This window comes from Psychrobacter sp. BI730, from assembly GCF_013414195.1.
Classification (GTDB): domain Bacteria; phylum Pseudomonadota; class Gammaproteobacteria; order Pseudomonadales; family Moraxellaceae; genus Psychrobacter.
Genome location: NZ_JAATTV010000019.1, coordinates 13,872 through 34,701, shown reverse-complemented (window position 1 = coordinate 34,701; position 20,830 = coordinate 13,872). Strand labels below are relative to the sequence as shown.

General features: G+C 44.5%; 15 protein-coding genes. 10 read left to right on the top strand and 5 right to left on the bottom strand.

The annotated features are described in order from the left end of the window. Positions 1–108: 108 nt before the first annotated feature. Positions 109–2,055 (bottom strand): AAA family ATPase, encoded by a 1,947-nt coding sequence (locus HCZ91_RS12745; RefSeq protein WP_179799666.1) that lies wholly within the window; start codon positions 2,053–2,055, stop codon positions 109–111. Positions 2,056–2,562: 507 nt separating this feature from the next. Here HCZ91_RS12745 and HCZ91_RS12740 point away from each other — a divergent pair. The 9 genes from HCZ91_RS12740 (at position 2,563) to HCZ91_RS12700 (ending at position 14,077) form a co-directional block, all read left to right on the top strand. Then, positions 2,563–4,089 carry an aldehyde dehydrogenase family protein gene (locus HCZ91_RS12740; RefSeq protein ID WP_179799665.1) on the top strand — a complete coding sequence of 509 codons (1,527 nt, stop codon included), beginning with the start codon at positions 2,563–2,565 and terminating at the stop codon, positions 4,087–4,089. 96 nt (positions 4,090–4,185) lie between these two features. Then, positions 4,186–5,214 carry an alcohol dehydrogenase AdhP gene (gene adhP, locus HCZ91_RS12735; RefSeq protein WP_173240509.1) on the top strand — a complete coding sequence of 343 codons (1,029 nt, stop codon included), beginning with the start codon at positions 4,186–4,188 and terminating at the stop codon, positions 5,212–5,214. Between the two features lie 320 nt (positions 5,215–5,534). Further along, the gene (locus HCZ91_RS12730) at positions 5,535–5,861 is read left to right on the top strand and encodes a DUF779 domain-containing protein (RefSeq protein ID WP_179799664.1); all 327 of its coding nucleotides are present in this window, start codon (positions 5,535–5,537) and stop codon (positions 5,859–5,861) included. A gap of 190 nt (positions 5,862–6,051) precedes the next feature. After that, on the top strand, positions 6,052–7,680 hold the full coding sequence (locus HCZ91_RS12725) for a GMC family oxidoreductase N-terminal domain-containing protein (RefSeq protein WP_179799663.1): 1,629 nt from the start codon (positions 6,052–6,054) through the stop codon (positions 7,678–7,680). A gap of 459 nt (positions 7,681–8,139) precedes the next feature. After that, the gene (locus HCZ91_RS12720; protein ID WP_179799662.1) at positions 8,140–9,780 is read left to right on the top strand and encodes an ABC transporter substrate-binding protein; all 1,641 of its coding nucleotides are present in this window, start codon (positions 8,140–8,142) and stop codon (positions 9,778–9,780) included. Between the two features lie 195 nt (positions 9,781–9,975). Continuing rightward, positions 9,976–10,992, top strand: coding sequence for an ABC transporter permease subunit (locus HCZ91_RS12715; RefSeq protein WP_057761126.1), 1,017 nt, complete (start codon positions 9,976–9,978; stop codon positions 10,990–10,992). A 133-nt stretch (positions 10,993–11,125) separates the two neighbouring features. After that, positions 11,126–12,040 carry an ABC transporter permease subunit gene (locus HCZ91_RS12710; protein WP_057761128.1) on the top strand — a complete coding sequence of 305 codons (915 nt, stop codon included), beginning with the start codon at positions 11,126–11,128 and terminating at the stop codon, positions 12,038–12,040. Between the two features lies 1 nt (position 12,041). Continuing rightward, positions 12,042–13,109: an ABC transporter ATP-binding protein gene (locus HCZ91_RS12705; RefSeq protein WP_179799661.1), complete on the top strand. Its 1,068-nt coding sequence runs from the start codon at positions 12,042–12,044 to the stop codon at positions 13,107–13,109. Continuing rightward, positions 13,106–14,077, top strand: a complete 972-nt coding sequence (locus HCZ91_RS12700; protein WP_102093680.1) for a peptide ABC transporter ATP-binding protein — start codon at positions 13,106–13,108, stop codon at positions 14,075–14,077. Before HCZ91_RS12705 ends, HCZ91_RS12700 begins: the two co-directional genes overlap by 4 nt. A gap of 27 nt (positions 14,078–14,104) precedes the next feature. Here HCZ91_RS12700 and HCZ91_RS12695 read toward each other — a convergent pair whose 3' ends face one another. The 4 genes from HCZ91_RS12695 to serS form a co-directional block, all read right to left on the bottom strand. Next, positions 14,105–15,151: an NERD domain-containing protein gene (locus HCZ91_RS12695; protein ID WP_179799660.1), complete on the bottom strand. Its 1,047-nt coding sequence runs from the start codon at positions 15,149–15,151 to the stop codon at positions 14,105–14,107. A 60-nt stretch (positions 15,152–15,211) separates the two neighbouring features. Then, a complete protein-coding gene (locus HCZ91_RS12690; protein WP_179799659.1) occupies positions 15,212–15,754 on the bottom strand; it encodes a hypothetical protein in 543 nt (180 codons plus the stop codon). Between the two features lie 271 nt (positions 15,755–16,025). Then, positions 16,026–18,023 carry a transketolase gene (tkt, locus tag HCZ91_RS12685; RefSeq protein WP_179799658.1) on the bottom strand — a complete coding sequence of 666 codons (1,998 nt, stop codon included), beginning with the start codon at positions 18,021–18,023 and terminating at the stop codon, positions 16,026–16,028. A gap of 295 nt (positions 18,024–18,318) precedes the next feature. Then, positions 18,319–19,605: a serine--tRNA ligase gene (gene serS, locus HCZ91_RS12680; RefSeq protein ID WP_179799657.1), complete on the bottom strand. Its 1,287-nt coding sequence runs from the start codon at positions 19,603–19,605 to the stop codon at positions 18,319–18,321. A 498-nt stretch (positions 19,606–20,103) separates the two neighbouring features. On the opposite strand from serS, the gene HCZ91_RS12675 reads away from it, so the two are divergent. Then, complete coding sequence (locus HCZ91_RS12675) at positions 20,104–20,763, top strand: YcxB family protein (RefSeq protein ID WP_101206317.1); 660 nt, start codon at positions 20,104–20,106, stop codon at positions 20,761–20,763. Positions 20,764–20,830 lie beyond the last annotated feature (67 nt).

Here is a 20,830-nt window from a genome sequence, read left to right as displayed (position 1 = left end):
ATCACGTTGAGTGCGCTAATGATTGCTGAATACTAAGAAATAGCAAAAATAAAGCCTATAAAAATAAAGGTGACAAAGTTATAGGCAATAAAATTATAAGCAGCAAAACTATGGAGTGATAAAAATCAATGCGAGGCGAATGGTATTGTAGTCAATACTTTGCTTGAGATGATCATATATCGGACGCAGCTTGATGCTACCGTCATCATTGAAGTCATTTGGATTATTGGCGACTTTAATGGCGACATAGGCATTACCTACGGCTGTCATCACCTCATCATCTGGACGCAGATGATCGCAGGCAAGACTCGGATCTTGCGATTTTAGGTCAGCAATGTGACGCATGATAGTCGACTGTGACAACTGACGGGCTTGTGATATCTCCGCAATGGTCAAACTCTCTTCTAACAACACTCTGGTCGCAAGTAGAGTACTGTCTGATTTATCAGAGACCTGATTACCTAATTTCTGTTTTTTATCGATTTTCGCTTGCTGTTGTTCGCGGCGTTTCTTTTGTAGCGTGGCATAGGCATCGATTACCGACTTGCTCAATGTCCCACCTGACTTCAGCACGAATTTTTCATGTGCCTGCTGCATACTTTCTTCATCTAGCATCGCATAATTAGCATCCGCTTCTTCAGACAGTACCAAAAACCGCTTATCTGCGCCGCGAGCCAATGGATCGAGTTGCAAGCTCATGTCGTTCATACCAAGCAGCTGTAGGCCAGATAGCGACTTGAGGCGTGATAATGCCACATAGCCTTGTCCCAACTCAAAAGTACGCGACAAATCGATTTCAGCTGCATCGAGGGTCATGCCCTGGGATTTATGAATGGTGATTGCCCATGCTAGACAGAGCGGTACTTGTAAATAACTTGCCAGCACATCGCCCGTTTCATCTTCGATGATCCATTCTTCAGGTTCAGCGATGACTTCACGTCCGGAGTTTAGTCTAACCACAGGCATTTTTTGCGTCGCCGCTTTCTTTGCTTTTGGCTTATCGGCTTCTTTTTTAGCAGCGCTTTTTTTACCCTTGGTCGTCTGTTTATCCGTGGTTTCGTCAGTATCTTCACGGTCCGCATCAATGTTATTTTCGATCAATGCCTCACTGCTGTCTTTACTGTCATCCACTTTGACAGCAGCAAAACCAATCAGCTCACCCATCGTCCCATTAGACACGCCAAGCTCGGCATTGTTTTTGATAAACATGACCTTTGAGCTAACTTTTAGAATCAACTCATCTTGCGTACGTACGGTTTTTTTCAAGGTTTCAACCAGCTTGCTATCGCCAGTGGTCGTCGCCTCAAAGCGCATCATCTCACCGTCGAGCGCAGCCAGCTCTTTGTCATTGATTTTATTGACATTGAGATTATGCGTGTAGAGACGGGTACGCTTGATATCGACGCTTTGGTCATGCGTGTTCTCTAAAGCGGCAATCGCCTCAAACGTCACTTCCTGACGACGGATTTGATTGAGAATATCATCTAGATCAAGCCCGCCATTCGCCGCGTCACTGACTTGTCTATGCTGCTCTGACAGATAGCAAATATGGAACTTGGCATCGAGCCACGCCTCAGACATAAAGGCAAATTTTTCACGATTGCTCTCGCCCTTGCTACCGATGGGCGGCAGCTGAAAAAAGTCCCCTGCGACAACGACCTGAATACCACCAAACGCTTTGTCATTTTTGCGAATATGCTTGAGGACTTGGCTGACTAAGTTAAGCTGCTTGGCATGTAGCATCGATATCTCGTCAATAACCAACACAGCCGTGTCTTTTAGTCTGTCTGCTAAGAACTGCTTGCGTGACAAGGTGGATAAATCTCGATCAGACAGCTCATCCTTGATACCAATACCCGACCAACTATGAATCGTTGTGCCGTTCATGTGTGTGGCAGCAATACCGGTACTGGCAGTCACCGCAACAGGCACACGGCGAGCGCGCAGATAATCAATATATTGATTGAGCGTATAGGTCTTACCTGAGCCTGCTGAGCCCGTTAAAAAGACATTTTGACCTGTTTTTAAGATATCGAGAGCAGAAGATTGACGCATAGATTCAAACCAGCCAGTAATGTGAAAAAAGAGAATAATAAAACCATCATCATAATGGAAAAAAACGCAACATTTGCCTAAAATCACCTAAAATTTGCGGGCTGTGCAACCTTGAGGTATCGACAATAAAATAAACAATTGTCAATAGAATATAGATAAAAAATGCTTTATTTTTTATAAATGCAAAAAATCAATAGCTTATCTTTTAATTTTGTCCGTAAAGTATCTGCTTTGATCATAAATACCAAGCCTATGCATTCTAGGCTTTACAGCAATAAAATCATGGCCATTAAAGCAAACTTTCTGTTATGTGTTAACTCATCAGTCATTATAAAATTTTAGTATGATTATCAGCAGAAGCCGAGTAGTATGGAACGTGTACAGAGAGCAATTGATGTTAATCAATCACAACATCAACTGATATTGTTTTGCGATAACAGATATTAGGATAGATAAAATTGCGCTTGTATTATCCGATAAAACAAACAACACAACAAGGAGTGTTTCATGCTGTATGCAAATCCCAATACGGAAGGTAGCCCTGTTCAGTTCCGCGAAAAATACGATAACTTTATTAATGGTGAGTGGACCGCTCCTATCGATGGAGAGTATTTTGATAACACAAGCCCCATCGATGGTAAAACTATTTGCCAAGTCGCCCGCTCAAAAGAAGCCGATATCGAAAAAGCCCTAGACGCGGCGCATGCTGCCAAAGACGCATGGGGCAAGACCAGTGTTACTGAACGTGCCAACTTGTTACTCAAAATTGCTGACAGCATGGAAGCCAACCTAGAAGCGATTGCGATTGCCGAATGTTACGAAAACGGCAAACCTGTTCGTGAGACACTCGCAGCCGACATCCCTCTAGCCATTGATCACTTCCGTTATTTTGCCAGCGCCATTCGCGCACAAGAAGGCGGTCTCAGTCAGATTGACGAAGACACTGTGGCTTATCATTTTCATGAGCCACTTGGTGTCGTCGGTCAAATCATTCCTTGGAACTTTCCTATCCTAATGGCCGTTTGGAAGCTAGCACCTGCCCTTGCTGCTGGTAACTGTGTCGTTCTAAAGCCAGCCGAACAAACGCCAGTTTCTATTCTGTTCATGTTAGAGACCATCGGCATCGCTGATATCTTGCCAAAGGGCGTGCTAAACGTCGTCAATGGCTTTGGTGTCGAAGCGGGTAAACCACTTGCCTCAAACCCTCGTATCAATAAAGTTTCCTTCACTGGTGAGACTACCACTGGCCGCCTCATTATGCAGTACGCGAGCGAAAACATCACTCCAGTGACGTTAGAGCTTGGTGGCAAAAGCCCTAACATCTTCTTTGCCGATGTTATGGATGAGGACGATGACTTCTTGGACAAAGCGGTCGAAGGTCTAGTGATGTTTGCACTGAACCAAGGTGAAATCTGCACCTGTCCATCGCGGGCACTCGTTCATGAGAGCATCTATGATGAGTTTATCAAACGCTGTATCGCCCGTGTCGAGGCCATCAAAATGGGCAACCCACTCGATACCGACACCATGATTGGCGCGCAAGCCAGCTCAGACCAACTAGAGAAAATTTTATCTTATCTCGATATCGGTAAAAAAGAAGGCGCAAAAGTGCTCGTCGGCGGCGAACAAGCCAAACACGATGGCGACTTAGCAGATGGTTACTACGTCAAGCCAACGATCTTTGAGGGCACCAACGACATGCGCGTGTTCCAAGAAGAGATCTTTGGACCTGTCCTTGCCGTGACTACTTTTAAAGACGATGACGAAGCCATGCAGATTGCCAATGACACCTTGTATGGTTTAGGCGCTGGTGTATGGACCCGTAGTGTACACAAGGCATATCGCTTCGGACGTGGTATCCAAGCAGGCCGCGTATGGACCAACTGCTATCATATTTATCCATCACATTCGGCGTTCGGTGGTTACAAACAATCTGGTATCGGACGTGAAAACCATTTAATGATGCTCGACCACTATCAGCAAACCAAAAACATGCTGGTGTCGTACAGCCCTAAAAAAATGGGGTTCTTTTAAACTAAAGTTCGAAGCACTTTGCAATCAAGGTTGCAAAGTGTGTTAGGTATATTCACAGATTATTTTTATGCAAAAACTCTAACAAGGAAGAATTATATGAGTAATAAAATGAAAGCTGCCGTATTACATGAGTTTAACCAACCATTACAGATCGAAGAAGTTGATATTCCAACGCCAGGCGCTGGTGAGATTGTCGTCAAGATGCAAGCATCTGGTGTCTGTCATACTGACTTGCATGCTATCGAAGGCGATTGGCCTGTAAAACCTAGCCCACCATTTATCCCTGGACATGAAGGCGTTGGCCTGATTACTGCCGTTGGTGAAGGTGTTACCCATGTAAAAGAAGGTGACCGTGTCGGTGTACCTTGGCTCTACTCTGCTTGTGGTCACTGTACCCATTGTTTAGGTGGCTGGGAAACCTTGTGCGAGCGTCAACAAAACGCAGGCTATTCAGTTAATGGTAGCTTTTCAGAATATGTACTGGCGAATGCCAACTACGTCGGTATCATCCCTGAAAGTGTTGACTCGATTGAAATTGCACCCGTTTTATGCGCAGGCGTCACCGTGTACAAAGGCCTTAAAATGACCGACACCAAGCCTGGTGATTGGGTTGTTATTTCTGGTATCGGTGGTCTCGGTCATATGGCAGTACAATACGCCATTGCGATGGGACTCAACGTTGCGGCAGTCGATATCGATGACGAAAAGCTCGCATTTGCCAAAAAACTAGGCGCGACCATTACCGTTAATGCAAAAAATACAGATCCTGGTACTTACTTAAAAGAAGAAATTGGCGGTGCCCATGGCGTGTTAGTAACAGCCGTATCTGCTATCGCGTTCGATCAAGCGTTGAGCATGGTCAGACGTGGTGGCACGGTGGTCTTTAACGGCTTACCAACTGGTGACTTCCCTGTTTCTATCTTTGATACGGTGCTCAACGGTATTACCATTCGCGGCTCTATCGTCGGTACGCGTCTCGACTTACAAGAGTCGCTGGACATGGCAGCAGCAGGTAAAGTAAAAGCCACTGTTAGCGCTGAGCCGCTCGAAAACATCAACGATATCTTTGAGCGTATGCGTAACGGCAAAATCGAAGGTCGCATTGTGATTGACTACAGTATGTAGTTATAGTTGATTCAGTTTAAAAGAGAGTCAAGGCAACCGAGCGCAGATGTATATGTGATACCTCAAGTGAGGTTAACGCTGTAACTCTTTTATAGAGGATTGACTATATTGCTTGTGAGATTCTGACATTGTCTTAATGCGTCACACATTTAATCACAAACCATCAGTCGTATCGTCTTCATTCACATGCTATAAATGATGTGAGTGAAAACGATACGGCTTTTTATATTCTCATCCAGTATGACACTTATACTTAATAAGACGCTCATAGCTAATGAGACGTTTTCTACAATTACATTCTATATGATAAGGAAATCATCATGAAAGTCAAAGCGACAGAGTCCTGTATAGACTTAATCGAACTACTGAAATCCAAGCACGGTGAGCTGATGTTTCATCAATCTGGTGGCTGCTGTGATGGTAGCTCCCCCATGTGTTATCCGCTAGGTGAGTTTAAGGTAGGCGGCCAAGATGTATTGGTCGGTGAGATTGCTGGTTGTCCATTTTATATGGGCAAGGCGCAGCACAAATTATGGCAACATACGGATCTCACCATTGATGTCGTCAATGGGCGCGGTGCGAGTTTTTCGTTAGAAATCCCTGAAGGCAAACGCTTTATCGTACGCTCAGAAATCTGTGCGATATAAGGACGTTTGACGCAAAGCTAGGTAGCATTAATCTTACCTAATGTACCGAATATAACAGTCTTCGCTTGTCCTACGATATTGACGCAAACAGATACCGCAGAGTCATTTTTATTTTATTATTTCAGCAGAATAATAGTTACTGTAAAGCGTACCCTATTTTAATTAGCATGGATGCTATAAGGAATATAAAATGGAATTTGACACAACAGTTGACTATGTCATCGTCGGCGGAGGTTCGGCGGGTTGCGTGCTCGCCAGCCGTCTCACTGAAAACCCAGATATCAGTGTCTGTTTATTAGAGTACGGCGGTGATGGCAAAGATCTAGCAGTACGTGTGCCTGCTGGACTTATTCTGATGGTTCCTGGCAAACCGCTTAAATTGAACAATTGGTGCTTTCACACCACCCCGCAAGAGCACCTTAATAACCGTAAAGGTTTTCAGCCGCGTGGACAATGTCTGGGCGGCTCATCAGCGATCAATGCCATGATCTATACACGTGGTAGTAAGCTAGATTATGAACGTTGGGTAGAGCAAGGCTGTACTGGCTGGGGATTTGACGATGTACTTCCCTACTTTATCAAAGCTGAAAATAACGTTCGTGGTAGCGATGACCTACATGGCGATAGCGGGCCGCTGCATGTTAGCGACCTACTCAGTCCACGAGACATCTCCAAAGCATTCGTAGAAGCTGCGATTGCCAATGGTCTAGATCACAACCCTGACTTTAATAGCGAAAAGCAAGACGGTACAGGGTTGTATCAAGTCACTCATTTCCATGGTGAAAAACAAGGCCAACGCTGTTCTGCCGCGGCCGCCTATCTACATCCTGTACAAAACCGTGCCAACCTGACTGTTATCACTCATGCACAGGCTAACCGCGTCATTATTGAAGACAATCAAGCGACAGGCGTCGTCTACGAAAAAGACGGTGTCGAACATACTGTCACGGCGCGTCATGAAGTCCTACTATCAGGTGGCGCATTTGGTTCACCCAAAGTTCTGATGCTCTCAGGTATCGGCCCTGCAGATCATTTGCAGTCTCATGGTATCGATGTGGTGGTAAATGCACCTGAAGTCGGTGGCAATTTGCAGGATCACTTAGACGTCGTCTTTGATTACGAGGTCAATACTACTGACGTCATCGGTATTGGCATGGCATCGATTTCGACATTGACCAAAAGCATTCGGCAGTGGAGAAAAGACGGTACAGGGTTACTGTCTACCAACTATGCAGAGGCGGGTGCGTTCTTTAGCGTTGGTGATGACCCAAAAGAGTGGCCAAACACACAGCTGCACTTTGTCATCTCGCGCGTGATCGAGCACGGTCGCGATCTCAGACGCGGATTTGCTGTCTCTTGTCACAGTTGCTACTTACGGCCTGAAAGTCGAGGTACTGTCAGATTGGACTCAGCCGACCCCTCCGATGCTGTCTTGATCGATCCAAACTATCTATCGCATCCAAAAGATGTAGAGTATATGGTTGCCGGTGCCGAGCGTACTCGCGCCATTATGCAAGAGTCTGCACTCGCTAAGTACATTACTGAAGACTACCCTGCCCCTTACCTCGAAAAAGACGGCATGCTCGGCTATATCCGCAATAAATCCGACACCATCTACCATCCAGTAGGCACCTGCCGGATGGGGTCAGATGACAGCTCTGTGGTTGACTTAGAGCTAAAAGTACGCGGCGTAAAAGGACTACGGGTTATTGATGCCTCAGTGATGCCAACGCTTATTAGCGCCAATACCAATGCGCCAACTATCATGATTGCCGAAAAAATAGCCGATCTCATTAAGGCGAATCATAACCCTGTTTAATGCTGTATTGGGTAAACGGCTTATATTTGGGCACGTCAAAGGGACATAACTTTATTATTTCTAACTGTTTACACCTAGTAAAATTGTAACTGGTTAGCAATCTAGAAGTATGTCTCTTAATTATTTAGATTTAACAAACATAAAGCCATAGAATCTAGTATTTAATATCTTATTGATGCTAAATACGGCAAAACCGTACATTTTTTATCAAAATTAGTCTATTTATAGCTTGCATTATCACAGATTAAGAGAGTATATTCGAACGACTTATTTATATTTTTAGTTTCCATCTATATAATTTAAAGTTATAACAACCTTTAATATGTTTTATTTTGTATATATAAAATACTGCATAGATAGATACTTTAGAGGTCACTAAACGCTTTCTCATCGTATTCATGATCGAGTACGAACATATGGATACATGAGTACCTACCTACCATTACATAGGATGTAATAATGCAAAAATCACTCTTCAAACTTACGATGTTGGCGACGTTTGTCTTAGGTATCAGCGCCTGTAGTGGAGACAACAAAACTACGGACGACTCTGCTGCTAGCTCAGATGCCAAAGCCGCCAAAACATTGCTATATTGCTCAGAAGGTAGCCCTGCTGGATTCGATCCAGCGCAATATACTTCAGGTACGGATTTTGATGCGAGTGCCTTCCCTATTTATAATGGCTTGGTAGAATTCAAAAGAGCGGAAACTGAGATTCAACCAGGACTTGCGGAGAGCTGGGATATTAGCGAAGACGGCAAGACTTATACCTTTAATCTACGCAAAGGGGTTAAGTTCGGTACAACTGACTACTTTACTCCAACTCGCGATTTCAACGCAGATGACATTGTCTTTACGCTAGAACGTATCACTGACCCAGACTTTGAATTTAACAAAGCTTATCCTGCTGAATTCCCATATTCGGTCGGCATGGGGCTACCTGATATTATCTCTAATATCGAAAAGGTTGACGACTATACGGTAAAAATTACCCTTAGCGAAACCAATGCGCCGTTCCTACAGAACCTAGCGATGCCTTTTGCTTATATTGGTTCTGCTGAGTACGCAGATCAATTGCTAGCCTCTGGCAATGCTGCTGATATCAATACTAAGCCAGTCGGTACTGGACCTTTCGTCTTTACCTCATATCAAAAAGACGCGCAAATTCGTTATACCAAAAACCCAGACTATTGGAATAAAGACGACATCTATATCGACAACCTGGTGTTTGTCATCACTAAAGACTCAGCAGTTCGTGCTCAAAAAGTGCAAGCTGGCGAATGTCACGTGTCCGCTTATCCAAAACCTGCCGAAATTGAATCTGTCAAAAAGTCAGGTAAAGCCACTGTTCTCGATCAGCCTGGCTTCAACGTTGGCTATGTCGGTTACAACGTAGAAAAACCCCAACTGAGCGATCTTAAAGTGCGTCAAGCATTAGATATGGCGATCAATAAAGACGCTATTATTAACGCGGTTTATCAGAGCGAAGGCCTCAAAGCGACCAACCCAATGCCGCCAACGCAGTGGGGCTATGATGAGTCACTTAAAGACGCGCCTTACGACGTCGAAAAGGCAAAAGCACTGATCAAAGAAGCTGGCGCGGATAACCTTTCTATCAATCTATGGTATATGCCAGTTCAGCGTCCATACAACCCAAATGCCAAGCTAATGGCTGAAATGCTACAAGCAGATTGGGCGAAGATTGGTGTCGATACCAAACTTGTGACTTATGAGTGGGGCGAGTACCTAAAACGCGCTGCTAAAGGCGAGCCTGATGTCATTCTAGCAGGTTGGACTGGCGATAATGGTGATCCAGACAACTGGCTTGGTTCGTTATTGTCTTGTGACGCGGTCGGTGGCAATAACTACTCGCGCTGGTGTAATAAAGACTTCGATAATTTGGTGACCAATGCCCGTCAGATCAATAATCAAGATGAGCGTGTCACTGAATATGAACAAGCTCAGCAGATATTTAAAGAGCAGCTTCCTTGGACGACAATGGCGCATTCGGTAGTGACCGTATTCACCGCACCAAATGTGGTCAATTATAAAATCAGCCCACTTGGCTCAATACGCTTCGATGGTGTAAAAGTTGAATAACCTTGACTGATTAATTCCGTTACGACGTAAGCAATTTATTCATTTTATTCATTCATATAAGTGCGGCTGGGTCAGATACTCTGCTCCAGCCGAATTTATATAAATGATATGAACAATATGAATTAAGCGCTTTGTCACGGATCTCTTCATTATCGCTAATACTCTAATCATTGAACCACAACTATTGAGCAGCCCATGCTACTTTATATTCTGCGTCGTATTGCCATTTTAATACCCGTCTATCTTGGCCTAACGCTATCGACTTTTACTCTGATTCGTCTCGTACCTGGAGATGCGGTCGAGATTATGATGGGCGAGCGTATGGTCGATCCCGAGCTACATGCTCGTGCCTTAGAAAGGCTAGGATTAGACAAACCACTCGTTGCCCAGTATTGGGATTATTTGACTGGCATCCTAACAGGTGATTTTGGTCAGTCCTTTCGTACTCGTACGCCCGTATTACAAGACTTTTTTGCCCACTTTGTTCCTACTTTAGAGTTGGCGTTATGCGCTATTGTTATCGCTAGTGTCATTGGTGTTAGCTTAGGCATCTTTGCTGCCTTGCGCCGTGGTACATGGATTGATTACACCCTCATGTCAGGCGCGTTGGCAGGCTACTCTATGCCTATCTATTTATTAGGTCCCATCCTGACTGGTATCTTCGCTCATTATTTAGGTCTACTGCCCGTCGCTGGGGTGATATCTGTCGCACAGTTTTTAGATGTGCAACCACTGTATGGGTCATGGTTACTCGGCTCACTAAGCTCAGGAGAGCCTGGCGCGTTTTGGAACGTGGTCAAACACTTTATATTGCCCTCTATAGCCTTATCGACCATTCCGTTAGCGATGATTGCGCGGATGACACGCTCTGCAATGCTAGAGGTATTAGATGAAGACTATGTGCGTACAGCACGAGCCAAAGGCTTATCTCCACGCCGAGTAATACTGGTTCATGTCATGCGTAACGCCTTGATTACTGTGGTTACCGTCGTTGGCCTACAGATGGCGACATTACTCGCAGGTGCCATTATTACCGAGACTATCTTTAGTTGGCCAGGCGTTGGTAATTGGCTACTCGATGGGTTTTTCACTCGTGACTACCCTATTGTACAAAATGGTATTTTATTGGTCGCCACCGCTCTGATTTTGGTTAGTTTATTTATTGATATTTTGTATGGTCTGATCAATCCACGTATTCGCCATACTTCTTAATTTAACATTAATAAATACTCACATTATAAATAGTGATGATTAGCGCTCAAGTGAAGTTTTAGCAATGCTTAGTACTTTTTTATGAATAAGATTCTAAAAAATGTCACTGCGCTAGCCACTATAGGAAATGCTCATGAAGCCTTCTGTTCTCCCCTCTGATGTCAATCTGATGGCAGCCACACCGCCGTCATCTTGGCAGCTATTTTTATCGACGTTCTGCCGAAACAAAGGCGCCGTGATTGGTTTTATCGTACTGGCATTGATGGTTCTAGTTGCCATACTTGCGCCTGCTATTGCCCCTCACGATCCTTACGAGCTGTTCACCGGTCAAGAGCAATTGCCACCTGCCTTTTTAGATGGCGGCAATGCGATGTTTTGGCTAGGCACTGATGATGCAGGCCGAGATACATTGTCTCGAGTGATGTATGGCGCGCGTTATTCATTATTTATCGGTCTAAGCGCAACGACTCTGGCGATGTTGGTTGGTATTTCTTTAGGTCTGAGTGCAGCATTTTGGCCAAAGGTCTGGGGCAAGGCGGTCATGTTGGTCAATGATATTCTGATGTCATATCCGAGCTTGCTATTGGCGATTATCATTGCCGCTATCTTAGGGCCATCTATGACCAATACGATTATTACGATCGCACTGGTCTGTACACCGCCTTTTATTCGTCTGACTCGTGCCACAGCAATGGTAGAGCTACAACGTGAGTATTTTATTGCCTCACAAGTGATGGGCGCTGGCGTGCTCAGATTGTTGTTCATTACTATTTTGCCCAACTGTATGGCACCGCTTATCGTACAGGCAACGATGATTTTCTCGTCTGCTATTTTAGAAGCGGGTGCGATTGGTTTCCTAGGCTTTGGCGTACAGCCACCTGATGCCGAATGGGGCGCGATGCTAGGTACGGCACGTCAATATATTCAAAGTAATGTTTGGCTAGCAATCTGGCCGGGTGTCGCTATCTTCTTAGCTGCACTATCGATTAACCTGACTGGTGATGGCTTACGCGATGCGCTAGATCCTAAATTAAAGCAGGTGACTTAAGATGACTGAAACATTAATTAATACGCCTATCACTCATACGTCTATGAATGGTGCATCAACAAAAGACTCACCATTGTTGTTAGATATTGAGAACCTGTCTGTCACTTTTGGACAAGGAGTGCGTGCCTTTCGCGCAGTCGATGATGTATCGTTAAAGATAACCCAAGGTGAGGTCATCGCTGTCGTGGGTGAATCTGGCTCAGGTAAGTCAGTCACTATGATGGCGCTGATGGGGCTGTTGCCACCTTCTGCGACCGTTCGCGCACAGCGAGTGGTCTTTGACAATAAAGACATGCTCAGTATGTCAGCCAAAGAGAGACGTGGCATCATTGGTAAAGACATCTCTATGATTTTTCAGAATGCGATGTCTTGCCTAAATCCAAGCTTTACTGTTGAAATGCAATTGGGTGAAGTGCTACGCAAGCACCTTGGTTTACGAGGCGCAGCCGTACAAACACGTATCTTAGAACTGCTAGAGTTGGTCGAGATGCCCGATGCCAAAAATCGACTCAAAGTCTATCCGCATCAACTATCAGGTGGTATGAGTCAACGAGTTATGATTGCGATGGCCATTGCTTGCGAGCCAAAACTACTGATCGCAGATGAACCAACCACGGCTTTGGATGTCACCGTACAGGCGCAAATCATGGATTTGCTCAGCCGATTGCAACGCGAAAAACAAATGGCCATGGTATTAATTACCCACGATTTGGGACTGGTCGCACAGAACTCACGTGATGTCGCGGTCATGTATGCGGGACAAGTGGTGGAAACCAGTACCGTGCCAGAGATTTTTCAAAATCCTGCACATCCTTATACCGAGGCATTGCTACAAGCCATCCCTGAACTGGCTATCGGTCAAGACCGTCTAAACAGCTTGCCCGGTGTCGTACCCAGTCAATACGATCGACCAGCTGGCTGCTTACTGTCTCCTCGTTGCCCGTATAAAGAACCTGCTTGCGAAGTACCGCCACCTATATTAGATACACCTACTGGCAAGGTACGTTGTATTGATTCTAATATTACCTCTCGCCCCTCTCACGCTGCTACTTTGGAGTCCCAAGTATGAGTAATAAAGTGGTCCTAAAAGCAGACAATCTACACAAGCACTACCCAGTATCACAAGGTCTGGGCAAAGCAAAGGCCTACGTAAAAGCGCTCAATGGTGTCTCTTTCGAGCTTGAAGCTGGCAAGACATTGGCCGTCGTTGGTGAGTCGGGCTGCGGCAAATCCACCCTTGCCCGCCAGTTGACACTGATCGAAGCACCTACACATGGTGAGCTATTTATCAACGATGAAGGCACCACTGGCTATAGCAGAAAGGCACTAAAAGAGCTGCGTACTGAAATTCAAATGGTCTTTCAAAATCCTTATGGTAGCTTAAATCCGCGTCATACCATTGGCTATCAATTGACAGAACCATTAGATATCCATACCAAACTGTCTAAAGAAGAAAAGCGTGACAAAATCAACGAGATGATGAGACATGTCGGTCTACGTCCCGAACATGCAGGCCGCTATCCACATATGTTTTCGGGTGGTCAGCGCCAACGTATTGCCCTCGCCCGCGCGATGATGCTCAACCCTAAAATCGTCGTCGCTGATGAACCGACTTCCGCGCTCGATGTATCAATCCAAGCCCAAGTCCTAAATCTATTTATGGATTTGCAGGATGAGTATCGCACCGCTTACGTCTTTATCTCGCATAACTTGTCGGTCGTACGCCATGTGGCTGATGATGTAATGGTGATGTATTTGGGTCAAGCTGTTGAGCACGGCCCCAAAGAAGCGATTTATAATGCGCCAAAACACCCTTACACCATCGCACTATTGGCTGCGGCACCAACGGTAAACGGCCATAAAAATGATTTGACCCTACAAGGTGAGCTACCAAGTCCGCTTAATCCACCAAGTGGCTGTGCGCTACATAAACGCTGCCCCTATGCCAAGCAGCAATGCAGCGAGGTAGAGCCACAACTGCGCGAATGGGACGGTCGATTGGTTGCTTGTTTACGTTTAGAAGAGATATATGGTTAAGGTGAATAAGATTAAGGTAACTAACGATTAATCAATATTCACCACACCCCAACATTTAGGAAACTGGCTACAACCAAAAAAGGTCTGACCTTGATTCAGGCCTTTTTTTGCCACACGCTTTATCATCTCACCGTTACACCTTGGGCAGGTTGGTGTTTGAATTAAATCAGCTGTATGGTCTATCACCTCAACTGTCGCAGAGGAACTCGCTGCTAGTTCAGGATCCATAACTTCAAACGGCGTAAGAAAAACCTTATCAGCAATATCGTGCGATGTAATTGTATGCTGAGTGACTGCCTGCTGAGTGTCCATACTATCAATTGGTAACTCGGTAGATTCAACTTCAGTCTGACCAGACCATCGATGCACTTCTCTACTTTTTAGAATAGCTCGTTTAGCGGTCTCTTTTACTATCGGCTCGGATATAGGCTTATTAGCCACTTTAGCAATTGGTTTATCATTAGCGTTACCGCTAGGCTGCTTATTCGTATTTTGGCTTGGATTGCTATGCTTGTCTTTTAGATAGGCTTTATGCTCTCTATTGGTACGCCAAGACTTACTAAATCTATTGCTATTAATCTGCTCAACGATAGATGTGACCTCGTCTTCGGTGAGTATTTTATCTTGCTTCTTCTTCACATAAGACACCATACCACCTGTTAACACGTGTTCGGGTAGCTCATCACGGGTTTTTAGCTCGCACTCACCGATGAAAGCAATCATTGAATGAAAGTAGCTCAGCTCCAAATCTAATAAATCAGCGAGCGTCTTTATGTGCAAGTAGTTTTGGCGCAATGGATTTTGGAATTTGAATTTACTTCCATTTTGGAAAACTTGTGTCCACTGTCTTTGGTTCTCGCTACCATATATCCAGCCTTTATAGTTTTTGGTCTCAATCACAAAGATGCCGTATATGGAAACGATGACGTGATCGATTTGCGTACTACCACCATTGGCTAATGGCAAAGTGACATTGTTTAGCCGGTGATAGATGTCTTTTTCAAGCTTTAGCCACATGGCGACGTTGATGACGGTTTCACCAAGGAAACCTTTAAAGGTGGATTTTAGGGACATAATAGCGATCTTTAGAATGGTTATAGAATGTGCTAAGCGTAATACCAAAACTCTTTAAATTTAATTAATCAGCACTCTCTTACGATGCTTTAAAGGCTTGGCATAAGCAGAAGAACATGATTTGATATGTTTATAAAAACTCTTATAAACCCGATCATATTCTTCATCAAGCTGTTTAAGTATATCTAAAGTACTATCGCTAGGATTAACTTCATGTTCATGCTGTGCATTTATCAGGTTTCCCCCTGCATTTAAAAACAACTCATATTTTTTCTCAAGCTCTGGAAAATATAAAGCTATTAATATTTCTATCTTGCCACCTTCTCTATAAAATTCATCAACGTCTAAAGCTTCATCGCAATTGCTTGAAAAACTTTTGGATTGAACTTCCTCAATAATGGCTGCAAAATCAACCAGTCTAAAAACCACTTCCTCAAACTTTATTCTCAAAAAGGCTTCATACTCCTTCTTGCGTTCAGCTCTCTGAGTAATGAGAATACCGCACAGTCCAAATATTCCGATTATGCAGGCTGCTATCAAGCCTTCACTTAGTTCAATCTGTTTTAGCCATGTAATAGCATTTGCCAGTTCGATACTATCCATCTAATTTTTCCAGTTCTGTAGTCATATAATTTATTTTTATATGAGAGCTGCACAAGCCGTGAAACTTAGCTTCGTGAGCAATCAGTCTATTCTAATTTACCACTAAATCATCATGTTGAGGCACAGAATTTAGTACTGATTGCAGCAGTTATTTTACCGATAGCCATATTGATGAAAGCAGACCAAAAGAAAAATCAAAGATTAAGCCATAAAAAAAGCCACCAGATTTCTCTGATGGCTCTTTTTTTAAACACTAACTAAGTTAGGTCTATCACACCAAACTATTTACCGCTTCAATCACAGCATCCGTCGTGATACCAAACTCTTTATACAAGTCGCTAGCAGGAGCAGATTCGCCATAAGTCGTCATACCGATGACTTTGCCATCTAGACCAACGAACTTATACCAGTAATCCACATGCGCCGCTTCGACTGCGACGCGAGCACGGATATTGGCAGGCAATACCGCTTCACGATAGCTAGTATCTTGCTCGACGAAAATCTCAGCACACGGCATAGAGACCACACGGACGCCAACGCCATTTGCGCTTAGTTTTTCATACGCTTCCATCGCTAGGCCAACTTCTGAACCAGTTGCGATGATGATTGCTTGTAGCTCGCCCTGCTCTTTCGCAAGTACATAACCACCTTTGGTGATGTTCGCGACTTGCTCGTTATCACGCGCTTGATGTGGCAAGCTCTGACGACTAAAGATCAATGCTGATGGGTTGTTTTCTGATTTGATTGCTTCTACCCAAGCGCTTGCAGATTCAGTCGCATCACAAGGACGCCATGTACGTAGGTTTGGCGTGGTACGTAGGCTAGTCAATTGCTCAACTGGCTGATGCGTTGGGCCATCTTCACCAAGACCGATAGAGTCATGCGTATAGACATGGATGACTCGCTGCTTCATGAGTGCGCCCATACGTACTGCGTTACGTGCGTATTCCATAAACATGAGGAACGTCGCTACGTAAGGGATAAAGCCGCCATGCAATGCGATACCATTGGCAATCGCAGTCATACCAAACTCGCGTACACCGTAATAGATATAGTTGCCGTCAGCATCTTTTTCGATGCCTTTAGCACCTTTGAATAGCGTCAGGTTCGAGCCAGCTAGGTCGGCTGAACCACCCAATAGTTCTGGCAATAATGGCTGCAAGCTGTTGATAGCGTTTTGGCTCGCTTTACGGCTAGCAACATCCCCACCCGCTTCTTGCGTTTGCTGAATATAGGCTTGCGCTTGACTAGCAAAGTCAGCAGGCAATTCACCATTTAGACGGCGTGATAGTTCTGAAGCAAGCTCTGGATAGGCTTTTTTGTATGCTTCAAAGTCCGCATCCCAGTTCTTTTGCTGGACGTCGCCTTTGGCTTTGGCATCCCATGCTTCATAGATTTCGTCATCTAATTCAAATGGGGCATGTTTCCAAGATAGCGCATCACGAGTCAAGGCGATTTCATCATCGCCAAGTGGTGCACCATGACTGGCCGCTAGACCTTGCTTGTTCGGGCTACCAGCACCGATCGTGGTTTTACAAATAATTAGACTTGGCTTATTAGTCTCTGCAATGGCTTGCTCAGTCGCTTGCGTGATTGCATCAGTATCATGACCGTCAACTTTGATAACTTGCCAGCCGTATGACTCAAAGCGCGCTTCGGTATCGTCAGTGAACCAGCCTTCGACATTACCGTCGATTGAGATGCCATTGTCATCATAGAAGAATACCAACTTGCCAAGCGCCAACGTGCCAGCCAGCGAGCAAACTTCATGACTGATACCTTCCATCAAGCAACCATCGCCCAAGAACGCATAAGTATGATGATCGACGACGTTATGACCGTCACGGTTGAACTGTGCGGCTAGCGTCTTTTCTGCAATTGCAAAACCAACCGCATTAGCAATGCCTTGTCCTAGTGGACCAGTAGTCGTTTCTACACCAGGCGTGTAACCAAGTTCAGGATGCCCTGGGGTTTTTGAATGCAGCTGACGGAAACCTTTAAGGTCATCAACGCTCACATCGTAACCTGATAAATGTAGCAATGAATAAATAAGCATCGAGCCATGACCGTTTGACAGTACAAAGCGATCACGGTTGTGCCAATTAGGATCTGCTGGATTGTGCTTCAAAAATTTGCGCCACAAAACTTCGGCAATATCAGCCATGCCCATTGGCGCACCCGGATGTCCAGAGTTGGCTTTTTGAACCGCGTCAAACGACAGTACACGGATGGCATTGGCTAGTTTACGTTCGCTAATTGGAGCTGGCATAGAGTGTCCTAATATTCGAATGAGTCGTATAAAGATAAGAGGAGAGTTTACTCAGAGGATAATCCACCAAAAACGCGACAGGCGTCCTCAATGGATAGGCTATAAAATAAAAATGCAATATTAACATATTTGCTATGAGCCTAACCAAAAATGCGGTGACAAGACCGTTTATATTTAGCAATGACTCACATCAGTTTTGTTAAACGATAAGCAATGACGGACTTTGATTTAAGTTATAAATAACAAGCTGCGAGTGACCTAAGTGACAAGCAGCTCATTACTTATAGTCCATTGATTAAACTGAAATAGTCTCAGCACCGCCCATAAACGGACGTAATACTTCTGGAATCGTAATGCTGCCATCAGCGTTTTGATGATTTTCCATCACTGCCAGTAGCGTACGACCCACGGCCAAACCTGAACCATTTAAGGTATGAGCTAAGCTGGTTTGCTTACCATCCTTGACACGCGTACCCATACGGCGTGCTTGGAAATCACCACAGTTAGAGCAGCTAGAGATTTCACGATAGGTATCTTGGCTTGGTAACCATACTTCGATGTCATAGGTCTTTTGTGCGGCAAAACCCATATCACCCGTACATAGCTGTACCGTACGGTATGGCAAGTTCAACTGCTGCAAGATATATTCGGCCTGCCCTGTCATCGCTTCTAGTAACTCATCGGACTGATCACTAGTACCGACATTGACCATTTCCACCTTCTCAAACTGATGCTGACGAATCAAGCCGCGAGTATCACGACCGTGTGAGCCAGCTTCACTACGGAAACATGGCGTATGCGCCGTGAATTTTAGCGGTAGCTCTTTGATATCCAAACGCTCGCCGCGTACCAAGTTGGTCATTGGTACTTCAGCAGTTGGGATCAAATAAAAATCCATTTCATCGTTATTCGTGTGATTGCTTAGCTTAAACAAATCATCTTCAAACTTAGGCAACTGACCCGTACCTTTTAAGCTATCGCTATTAACGATATAAGGCACATAAGTCTCAAGATAGCCGTACTTCATAGTATGCGTATTCAACATAAATTGAATTAGTGCGCGATGCAATTGTGCCAATTGCCCTTTGAGCACGTTAAAACGGCTACCAGTCAATTTGGTCGCTGCCTCAAAGTCGAGCATACCAAGCGTCTCACCGATATGAGTATGATCTTGAATTTCAAAATCAAACGTACGCGGCGTGCCCCACTTACGTACTTCTACGTTATCATCTTCTGACGTACCGACTGGTACATCCGCCGCCGGAATATTTGGAATTTGCAAAGCCGCTTGAGTGATGCGCTCTTGTAGCGTCCGTAGCTCGTCTTCCGCAGCTTTAATCTCACCGCTAACGCTTTGCATCTCAGCCAATAGCTCACTGGCATCTTCGCCTGATTTTTTTAGGGCACCTACTTGCTTAGCACCAGCATTACGGCGCGATTGCAACTCTTCGGTTTTGACTTGTAGAGACTTACGCTCGTTTTCAATCGTCTGCCAGAACTCCATATCAAGCTCATAACCACGGGTGGCTAGCTGCTGCTGTAGGTCGCTTAAATCGCCGCGTAAGAGTTTCGGATCAATCATAGTAGTTGCCTGTAACACTAAAGGTGAGTAAAAGGTTTAAAAGTATTATTAATAGGGTAATTGCCTAGCACATCGCTATCACGGTCTTTGTGATAACTGGCTATGACGTTATGTTTTATATCAACATATCTTGTAGTCGCTATAATACCAAGACACGGCAGATTTGACCATGTTTTGGATATCTTTGGCTACTTTTCCCTGTTTTTGGCTGACTCTCACTAGCTTTTGTTCATTATGCTAATCGCTTATAGCAAGTTATTATGTTTTTAATTGCTCACTTTTGCTTTCGTCTAGTCTTAGTAAGCTGAGTATAGAGCGTGAACTACGTCATTAATATGACATCTATCCGTGAACAGTCTTGCTTATATGTTTCATTTAGGAGTACTTTTCGGTAAGATAAGCGCATACCTTTATTCACTTCTAGCCAAGTACAGCATTGCTGCTTCGCTTTGGCAGTTTTAATCCAACGCTTTTAATATAAGTATTTGAGAAACCTTTATGGCCCTGTACCCCTACACGCTCCAACCTGTCGCCTTAAACCTAACTGAGGCTGAATTTCACCAAGCACAGTATGAACTGTTTGCCAGTGCCAGCCCTTCTTTTGGTTTATCAAGCTTTAAGACCAAAGAGTGGATCATTATGGCCGTGGTTGTGGTACTCGCTATTGCAGGACTGATCTTTGTAACAGGCTATTCAACCATTATCTTTTGGTTGATGCTGGTTGGTGTGGTGATATATCTATTGGCGCGTACTTTAGGTTTTAAATGGTACGTAAAAAGAGAGTTTGACAAACAAGTTGCCGACCAAGAGATGCCAGATGAAATGCGCCAAATGAAGTTAGGTGTGCAAAAGCATGGTCTGGTCATGGCAATGCCAAGCAACCAGCCTGATATGATGAAAAACTCGCAAATGCGCGGTATGCAAATGCGTGCAGGCGCGACTCAGCAAGCAGTTATTCCTTGGACCTCTATCAAGAGTTGGGATGAGACTGACGACTATATTTTTATGATGTTTGAGCTAAAAGGTCAACAAGGTAGCCAAATCGTGCCAAAACGCTTACAAGCACAGAAATTTCCTATCGATACGATACGTCAACATTTACAAGAAGTGGTTCCCGTTAAAGGCTTAAATCCTGAAAACTTGCAGCCACCAGCGTAAATGTAATGAGGTCTCTCTATCGTTTAGAAAAACAGTAAAGAGACTTGGTTTTAGTTTTATAAAATCA

Bases quoted from the DNA above. Each gene is read 5' to 3' on its own strand.
- HCZ91_RS12710 (WP_057761128.1), top strand. From the start codon at position 11,126: ATGAAGCCTTCTGTTCTCCCCTCTGATGTCAATCTGATGGCAGCCACA.
- HCZ91_RS12695 (WP_179799660.1), bottom strand. From the start codon at position 15,151: ATGTCCCTAAAATCCACCTTTAAAGGTTTCCTTGGTGAAACCGTCATC.
- HCZ91_RS12720 (WP_179799662.1), top strand. From the start codon at position 8,140: ATGCAAAAATCACTCTTCAAACTTACGATGTTGGCGACGTTTGTCTTA.
- HCZ91_RS12730 (WP_179799664.1), top strand. From the start codon at position 5,535: ATGAAAGTCAAAGCGACAGAGTCCTGTATAGACTTAATCGAACTACTG.
- HCZ91_RS12715 (WP_057761126.1), top strand. From the start codon at position 9,976: ATGCTACTTTATATTCTGCGTCGTATTGCCATTTTAATACCCGTCTAT.
- HCZ91_RS12705 (WP_179799661.1), top strand. From the start codon at position 12,042: ATGACTGAAACATTAATTAATACGCCTATCACTCATACGTCTATGAAT.
- HCZ91_RS12690 (WP_179799659.1), bottom strand. From the start codon at position 15,754: ATGGATAGTATCGAACTGGCAAATGCTATTACATGGCTAAAACAGATT.
- HCZ91_RS12725 (WP_179799663.1), top strand. From the start codon at position 6,052: ATGGAATTTGACACAACAGTTGACTATGTCATCGTCGGCGGAGGTTCG.
- HCZ91_RS12700 (WP_102093680.1), top strand. From the start codon at position 13,106: ATGAGTAATAAAGTGGTCCTAAAAGCAGACAATCTACACAAGCACTAC.
- HCZ91_RS12675 (WP_101206317.1), top strand. From the start codon at position 20,104: ATGGCCCTGTACCCCTACACGCTCCAACCTGTCGCCTTAAACCTAACT.
- tkt (WP_179799658.1), bottom strand. From the start codon at position 18,023: ATGCCAGCTCCAATTAGCGAACGTAAACTAGCCAATGCCATCCGTGTA.
- serS (WP_179799657.1), bottom strand. From the start codon at position 19,605: ATGATTGATCCGAAACTCTTACGCGGCGATTTAAGCGACCTACAGCAG.
- HCZ91_RS12745 (WP_179799666.1), bottom strand. From the start codon at position 2,055: ATGCGTCAATCTTCTGCTCTCGATATCTTAAAAACAGGTCAAAATGTC.
- adhP (WP_173240509.1), top strand. From the start codon at position 4,186: ATGAGTAATAAAATGAAAGCTGCCGTATTACATGAGTTTAACCAACCA.
- HCZ91_RS12740 (WP_179799665.1), top strand. From the start codon at position 2,563: ATGCTGTATGCAAATCCCAATACGGAAGGTAGCCCTGTTCAGTTCCGC.